Genomic DNA, 322 nt, shown 5'->3' on the forward strand with positions numbered 1-322 from the left:
ACGGCGATGATCGAGAAGGTGGTCGCGGCCACGGCCAGGCCGATTTCAGCGGTGCCGTTGAGCGCGGCCGTGCGGCGGTCCGAGCCCATCTGCATGTGGCGCACGATGTTTTCGCGCACCACGATAGAATCGTCGATCAGCACGCCGATCGCCAGCGACAGGCCCAGCAAGGTCATGAAGTTGAGCGTGAAGCCGCACAGCCAGACGCCGATAAAGGCGGCCAGCACCGAGGTCGGCAGCGACAGCGCGGTGATCAGGGTCGAGCGCCACGAGTTGAGGAAGGCGTACACCACGAAAATCGTCAGGCCGGCGCCGAACACCA

General features: G+C 64.9%; 1 protein-coding gene. It reads right to left on the reverse strand.

Going from position 1 to position 322, the window contains the following annotated elements:
• A partial coding sequence (locus tag ACO0LB_RS20760) for an efflux RND transporter permease subunit (RefSeq protein WP_423052619.1) occupies window positions 1-322 on the reverse strand: 322 nt, incomplete at both ends.

The sequence above is a fragment of the Undibacterium sp. SXout7W genome (genome assembly GCF_049339385.1).
Classification (GTDB): Bacteria; Pseudomonadota; Gammaproteobacteria; order Burkholderiales; family Burkholderiaceae_D; genus Undibacterium.